Genomic DNA, 8,396 nt, shown 5'->3' on the forward strand with positions numbered 1-8,396 from the left:
GGAAGAGATAAGAAGATGTAACTATTTTTTGAAAGGGAGCTGAAATTGGAAATGAAAATATAGTTAGTCTTCTGTAGGGGTTTTGTGACTAAACCTCTACTTTTATCGGTGGTGAAATTTCCATTGAATATTGAATGGGAAGAGATAAGAGGATATAGCTATTTTTTGAAAGGGAGCTGAAATTGGAAGTGAAATATAGCTAGTTTTCTGTAGGGGTTTGGTCTGCCAACTCCTAGTTTTATCGGTAGTGAAATTGGAATTGATGGAGGTATTTCAACTTCTATACTTAGTTTGGTGAGGAAATATCTTTGAATATTGAATGGGAAGAGATAAGAAGATGTAACTATTTTTTGAAAGGGAGCTGAAATTGGAAATGAAAATATAGTTAGTCTTCTGTAGGGGTTTTGTGACTAAACCTCTACTTTTATCGGTGGTGAAATTTCCATTGATGGAGGTATTAAAACTTTCATACTCAGTCTGGTGAGGAAATACCTTTGAATATTGAATTTGAAGAGATAAGAAGATGCAGTTATTTTTTGAAAGGGAGCTGAAATTGGAAGTGAAATATAGCTAGTTTTCTGTAGTGGTTTGGTCTGCCAACTCCTAGTTTTATCGGTAGTGAAATTGGAATTGATGGAGGTATTTCAACTTCTATACTCAGTCCGGTGAGGAAATATTTTTGAATATTTAATGGGAAGAGATAAGAGGATATAGCTATTTTTTGAAAGGGAGCTGAAATTGGAGATGAAAATATAGCTAGTCTTCTGTAGAGGTTTGGTTTGCCAACTCCTACTTTTATCGGCAGTGAAATTTGAAGTGATGGAGGTATTTCAACTTCTATACTCAGTTTGGTGAGGAAATATCTTTGAATATTGAATCAGTCCGGTGAGGAAATATCTTTGAATATTGAATGGGAAGAGATAAGAGGATATAGCTATTTTTTGAAAGGGAGCTGAAATTGGAAGTGAAAATATAGCTAGTCTTCTGTAGAGGTTTGGTTTGCCAACCCCTACTTTTATCAGAACCTTTATCATAAAGCTTCTATCTAAACCTGATTTAGTATAATACCATTTTGAAAAAATAATGTTGCGAATAATAAGGAGGGTTAAATAATTTACGTCATATATCCATTTAAGCAAAAAAAGAGATTAACCATAATAAATGATATTTAAACTATTTATTCTGACTCCTGACTCCTGACTTATAAAAAATCACCCAAAATATTTGTACAAAACATTTATAAAATTGGTATAATAGACTCCTTAATACAAAACAATGAGGAATTATGAAAATACAAAATTCCATAATAATTGCATTTGGTTTAATTCTTTTAGTTGTTGTTTCCCTTTCTCGAACTTTAGTTCATTTATTAACTGAAGTATGGTGGTTTAATGCTGTTGATTTTGCTGATGTTTTCTGGACAAGATTAAGTTGACAAATATTTCTGTGGTTGGGTACATTTTTTATTTACTGTTTGTTTCTTTGGGGTAATTATTGGATAGCTGAAAAGTTGACAAGCGATCGCTCATTTCGCTTTTGGAGAGGAACTGAATTAGCACCCTATAGTAATATTTTCACTAAAGTAATTGTAATTGTAAATATTCTGCTGATATCTTTAAGTGCAGCAACAACTACATCTCCAGCTTGGGAGATTTTTTTGAAGTTCTTAAATGCTGTATATTTTGAGATTCAAGACCCAATTTATCAAAGTGATATAGGCTTTTATTTATTTAGATTACCCTTATATGAAGGAATTAAAGATTGGTTATTTGCCCTACTTGTTGGTGGGTTAATTATTGCTATTGTAGTTTATGCTTTGAAGGGTAAATTTACCAATCAACGAAGATGGCAAAATTTCTTAACAGGTTCAATTAAAACTCATATTAGTCTGCTAGTGGCTGGAATTACGATTTTAGTTGCAGTAGGATTTTGGTTGGAACGTTATGAATTACTTTTTGACTCTAATGGAGTATTTTTTGGGGCTGGGTATACAGATGTTCACGCTAAACTTCTTGCCTATTGGGTTATGGCAATAATGGCATTATCATTAGCAGTAGTTTGTGTACTTTCTATCTGGAAAAATAACATTCTCTGGCCGACTTATGGAATGGTTATTTATATAGTTATCTTGGGATTATTCAATGTTTTATATCCTGAGTTTCAGCAGAAATTTATAGTCAATCCTAACGAACTGCAAAAGGAAAAACCCTACATAGCAAATAATATTAAATTTACTCGTGAAGCTTATGGTTTAGATGATGTAGAAACCAAAAGTTTTCCAGCTAAATCAGAATTAGATAGTCAAACATTAGAAAAGAATCAAGCTACGGTTCGTAATATTAGACTTTGGGATTATCGACCTCTACTCAGCACCTATCGTCAACTCCAAGAAATTCGACTTTATTATCGGTTTAATGATGTAGATGTTGACCGTTACACTATTGATGAAAATTACAGACAAGTAATGCTCTCTCCTAGGGAAATGGTTTATTCTCAAGTTCCTATAAAAGCACAAACTTGGGTAAATAAACATTTAAAATATACTCATGGTTATGGGTTGGTAATGAATCCCGTAAATGAAGTGAAGCCAGATGGTTTACCTGTATTATTTATCAAAGATATTCCGCCAGTTTCTCAGGTAAATCTTCAGGTGGAGGAACCAGCTATTTACTATGGAGAAAAAACCGATACTCATATTTTTACGGGCATGAGTACCGAAGAATTTGATTATCCCCGGAGTGGTGAAAATGCTTTTACTTTCTATAGTGGTACGGGGGGAGTACCAATCAATTCTTTGTGGCGAAAACTTGCCTATGCCTATGATTTAAGCAGCATTAATATTTTAATTTCTGGCTACTTTACTGACAATTCAAAAATTCATTACTATCGAAATATCAAAGAAAGAGTAGAACAAGTTGCACCCTTTTTAAGATTTGATAATGACCCTTATATTGCCCTGATTGACGGAAAAATGCAATGGATATTAGATGCTTATACAGTCAGCGATCGCTATCCCTATTCAGAACCACTTTATTTGAGTAATAATGCCAGAGCAATATTAAATAGAGGTAATATTGAGCGGATAGCTAGGGGAAATGTTAATTATATTCGGAATTCTGTGAAAGTTATGATTGATGCCTACAACGGCACAATGAATTTTTTTGTAGTAGATGAAAATGACCCTGTACTGAATACTTACCGCAAAATATTTCCTCAATTATTCACAGCAAAATCAGAAATTCCAGCCAATGTTAAAGCACATTTTCGTTATCCCTTAGACCTATTTAAAATTCAGGCTCAAATGTATTTGTCATACCACATGAGCGAGCCACAATTATTTTACAATCAAGAAGATTTATGGCGGTTTCCCACAGAAATTTATGAAGAGAATAAACAATTAATGGAACCCTACTATTTAATCATGCGGTTGCCAGAACAAAACCGAGAGGAATTTGTTTTAATTTTGCCATTTACTCCAGTCAATAAAGATAATATGATTGCCTGGATGGCAGCACAATCAGATGGAGAAAATTACGGCAAATTATTATTATATGAATTCCCCAAACAAAAATTAGTTTATGGTCCTAGTCAAATCGAAGCTCGCATCGACCAAAATCCTCAAATATCCCAACAATTAACTCTATGGAGTCAAAAAGGTTCAAAGGTAATTCGTGGAGATTTATTAGTAATTCCCATAGAAGAATCATTAATGTATGTAGAACCAATTTACCTCAGAGCTGAACAGGGAGAATTACCAGAATTAAAAAGGGTAATAGTTGCTTATGACAAAGAAGTTGTAATGGCAGAAACTCTGAATCAATCTTTAGCAGCAATTTTTGGTGGGGAAGTAGAAAAACAAGAAATTCAAGTTACGGAAAAAACGTCAGAAACAGAAAATATTTCTGAGTTGATTAATGCAATAGTAGAAATTTATGGTCAAGCTGAAGCAGCAAGACGAGAAGATAATTGGGTAGAATATGGTAAATCTAAACAAGAATTTGAACAACTGCTTCAACAGTTAAAAAAGCAAACAGAAAATAATTAAAATTAGTATTAGGGAGTAGGGAGTAGGGAGTAGGGAGTAGGGAGTAGGGAATAGGGAATAGATAAGAAGATGCAGCTATTTTGGTGAAATAAATATAGTTATACCATTTCTGAAAAAGAATGCTATGTATGGCTTGGTAGGGACCTTGCATACAACGTCCCTACGGGAGATGTTAAAAGTAGGAAAAATAATTATTAATCAACTAATAACTGTCGAAAACAGATTTTAAATCTTGCTAACTATTGAGGTCTTGAAATATAGCTGAACCATAGCATTAATAGATGGTAATTGGTATTACTCCTCTGTATCGGTTTGGTAACCAAACCCCTACTTTAATCAAATGAATTTAGGCGATCGCTAAGGGGAACCAAGTTCTATCGCCATCAAGCTACTTTATCTAAAATCTATAGGACTTAGGCAGATACCACATATATAGCGTTAAAAACCATAACGTTACAGTTTTTGAACTCTATATATAGTACATTTGCGTAAATCCAGATCTAAAAACTATTGCGCAATAGTTGAATTATAGCGCTTTTCACAAAGGTAGACTACAAAACTTCTGCCACCTGCTTTTTGCTTTCTGCCTTTAAGCCAAAATCTCCGTATTCTATGTTAATGAGAACTCCTATAATTACCAATCTACAACACGGCGATCGCGAAGGGGAAGGGAGTTCTATCCCTACCAAGCTACTTTATCTAAAATCTAAAAACTGTTGCGCAACAGTTAAATTAATTATCAATCTACAACAGGGCAATCGCGAAGGGGAAGGGAGTTCTATCCCTACCAAGCTACTTTATCTAAAATCTAAAAACTGTTGCGCAACAGTTAAATTAATTATCAATCTACAACAGGGCAATCGCGAAGGGGAAGGGAGTTCTATCCCTACCAAGCTACTTTATCTAAAATCTAAAAACTGTTGCGCAATAGTTAAATTAATTATCAATCTACAACAGGGCAATCGCGAAGGGGAAGGGAGTTCTATCCCCACCAAGCTACTTTATCTAAAATCTAAAAACTGTTGCGCAATAGTTGAATTATAGCGCTTTTCACAAAGGTAGACTACAAAACTTCTGCCACCTGCCTTCTGTCTTCTGCCTTTAAGCCAAAATCTTTGTATTCTATAGTTAATGAAAACTGCTATAACTATCAATTCTCTTTCCTGTTGTGCTCTTTGCCGTTCCTTTTGTGCCTGTTCGTCTCCTGTTAATAAAATCCTACCTGATTTATCGCATCATCGCAGCCAATTATATTCTTTACCCTCAAATTTGCCAGACCAAATTGTTAATCCTAACCCTACTTATGACAAAAGTAAATTATCTAAAAGAATATAATTTTTTCCCTGTAAATGATAGATTCGTAGTATAGATTCACCTAATTGATGAAGTGGGTCAAAAACTATATAAGAAGCTACTATAGCACGGGCTTAACGAAGTCATAATTCAGGTAGGAGATCCGTCGAATTTGCGACGTACAAAAGTTATTTTTGTAACAGGGATTTGAGCAAGCCTCCAAAAATATTTAGCCTTAAAACGCGGGGTTTTAGACCTAATTATTTTGATAATCTTCTAACTTACTACCTAGTTCATTTCCGATTTTATTAGAAATAATTTCAATTGCTAGCTCTGGAGATTTGCCAAACTCCCAAACAAAATAGGAAAGATTCTTTTTTTGACTTCAATCTTCAGGAACTTATACTTCTAAAATTAGGAGAATATCTGGTACAAGGGGTGGCTGTTTCAGACCATAATAAATCCGATATTAGCAGTAGCTAAAAATGGTGTATCTGTCTGGAAATAACTATAGAGAGTAGAGATTAATAGTCACTGTTGTTTTTCATAAATTAGGTTATCCACAGGTGTATCATCTTCTGTGATTATATGACTAATATTAGGAGTTGGTACTTCCAAATTTTCACTCTAATTTTCTGACTATTTTTGATGGTGATTCAATATTTAGGGCTTACCGATTAAATATTAAAGGATTCACATATAAAGGTTTGAGCTTTTTTATGGTCTAAAAGAGTGCAGCTGTTTCAGTTGAAAACGCTCAAAAAGTTAGCATTTTCGATAGACAAGGGCAACAAAATTACTCCTCTAGTTCCCTACTCCCCTACTCCCCTACTCCTCTACTCCTTAAAAAGATTTTTTCAGCAAACCCTATTTACTTTTGTTGGAGATGTAGACATAATTTTTGATTGCTGTTTCACTCCAAACTATTTTTATAATAAGCATTCATCCCTCATCTATCAGCTATTGCTTTTGTATTAGATAATTATTGCTAAGAGCTAACACCTAATAGCTGAATGCTGACCTTATAATTAATTATAGCAATTTTCATATTGGTGAGGTACAGAATTATAAGTTTTAAGGAACACCATTACTTTACTGGTAAAATGGCAGTAATCTTATACTATGGCTGAGTTATTTGATAAAAAAATAATGATAACTGATAACTGATATGATGTTATTTATCTTAGCTTCTACAGCTTCAAATATAGTGGGTAGTATTTTTCTCTTGACTGGTATTGCTAAAGTTATAGAACCTTGGAAATTCAACCAACATATTGCCAAACTTAATTTAGTAAGTCCTAAATTAATTAGACCTGTTGCTTTAACATTTACTGCGATTGAATCAGCGTTAGGAGTTGCTTTAATCTTAGGAGTTTTTTTAACTTTAATAATACCTGTAAGTATTTTATTATTATTTGGTTTATCAATGCTTACTTACTGGGGTACATCAACTGGTAAAACAGAAGATTGTGGTTGTTATAACGGTTGGTTAGAAATTACTCCTACCCAAAGCTTAATCCTAAATGCTATTTATATTTTTCTGTTAATATTCGCTGAATTTTTTGGTAAATATCAGCCTACTGTTTTGTGGCAATGGCTGGTGGTATTAATAACTTTTATCACTAGCTATACTTTGGCTGCTGGTTCCCTAGAATATATGCAAGAAAATGGTCGTCCTTATATTGATTTTACCCCATTACAAGAAAACCGAATGTGGCAAATAGAATGGCTAGGACAAGATTCAAAATCGTTAATGTCTGGGTCTGTAATTGTGGTTTTTATGAGTCCTGAATGTTCTCAATGTAAACATTGGTTAGGTGTGTTGAAATTGGTACAATGGCAAGATGATTTACCAGCAATAGTGGGATTAATAGATACTGAAAATATCCAAGCAGGGCAAGATTTTGTAGATAGATATTTTTTGAATTTTCCCGTTGTGGCAGTGGATAAAAGACTGTATAGAAAATTGAAGATAGAGGTAGTACCTACGGCGGTTCTTTTGGAAGATGGGGTGATTCAAGAAAAATGGATAGGGTTAATGCCAATGTGGTTTATTAATAAAATTAATCAGCTCACTAGGTGACAAGCACCTCAAAACCCTTGTTAAATAAGGGAGCATCGCCAAAAAAAGAAATGGAAATTAATTGCCCAAAATATAGGCGAAAAATTTGTATCCGTTTACTAAAATCCTGCTAATGAATGAAAGAAAGATCGACTGTACCAAAATTTGTACTGAGGGCTATTTGCATATTCTCCAATGCTTTAACTAACCATTGAGCTTTTTTTTGTGTAGAAAATTTGTAATGATTAAACAAAATTGCAAATCGTTTCTCTAAGCTTGGTCTAACTTGTTGACAAACTAATATAATTTTTAGTAGTAGTCCTATTGTTCTTATAGGTCCTAAATTACCAATCAGATTAATAAAGAAGAAATGTTCTGGTTGCTTTTCATTATGCAAAATTAAAAAATTTAATAATTTATGGCAAGTCTCGATCATTAAAAATTCATTCAATAGCTCATCATCACTATCAGACATAACAGTTTGTAAATAGTTGTATAGTTTCTCCTTAAACTTAACTCGAATCTGATGAGATTCAACATCAAAATATGTAATTAGGTACTCATACAAAGTATCTTTAAAACAGTGGTATTTTAGGGGTAATTTTGTATAAGTTAAAAACCGTTTAGCATAATTTTCATAAGTATCATTACCTTCTACTTTACCCACAAATTGTTTTATTGATAACAATAGTTCATCATGTGATAATAAGATCGGATTTTGAACGGATTGTAATTCTTTAGTAACTGCAGAGCCTCACGGGGTGACAAGGTAGCTGAAAGCTATATATAGAGGTGGACTTATCAAATAAGCTGAAGAATAGTTCAACTAAAATCCCACTATTATTGAGAATAGATGGGGGTGTGGTGCGTTCGCGGAGCGTTGCGGAGCGCAGTATCGCGCCACACAGTAGCTTGATTATTTATTCAAATAACTGGCAAAACAGTTAAAAATCCGATCAAAAAGGGTTGGTAATTACAAATAAAAATTAATAAAAG

4 protein-coding genes are annotated in these 8,396 nt (G+C 33.5%); 3 read left to right on the forward strand and 1 reads right to left on the reverse strand.

The window, feature by feature from the left end; translation table 11 throughout:
* Positions 1-1,285 precede the first annotated feature (1,285 nt).
* The 3 genes from F6K22_RS22910 (at position 1,286) to F6K22_RS22920 (ending at position 7,421) form a co-directional block, all read left to right on the forward strand.
* Positions 1,286-1,435 (forward strand): hypothetical protein, encoded by a 150-nt coding sequence (locus tag F6K22_RS22910; protein ID WP_293103150.1) that lies wholly within the window; start codon positions 1,286-1,288, stop codon positions 1,433-1,435.
* Between the two features lie 9 nt (positions 1,436-1,444).
* Entirely contained in the window at positions 1,445-4,045 is a 2,601-nt protein-coding gene (locus F6K22_RS22915; protein WP_293103158.1) for a UPF0182 family membrane protein, read from the forward strand.
* Positions 4,046-6,506: 2,461 nt separating this feature from the next.
* On the forward strand, positions 6,507-7,421 hold the full coding sequence (locus tag F6K22_RS22920) for a TlpA family protein disulfide reductase (RefSeq protein WP_293103153.1): 915 nt from the start codon (positions 6,507-6,509) through the stop codon (positions 7,419-7,421).
* A 109-nt stretch (positions 7,422-7,530) separates the two neighbouring features.
* Here the strand turns inward: F6K22_RS22920 and F6K22_RS22925 are convergent, their stop codons facing one another.
* On the reverse strand, positions 7,531-8,088 hold the full coding sequence (locus F6K22_RS22925; protein ID WP_293103156.1) for a hypothetical protein: 558 nt from the start codon (positions 8,086-8,088) through the stop codon (positions 7,531-7,533).
* Positions 8,089-8,396: the final 308 nt, after the last annotated feature.

It is taken from the genome of Okeania sp. SIO2F4, assembly GCF_010672385.1.
Taxonomy (GTDB): Bacteria; Cyanobacteriota; Cyanobacteriia; order Cyanobacteriales; family Microcoleaceae; genus Trichodesmium.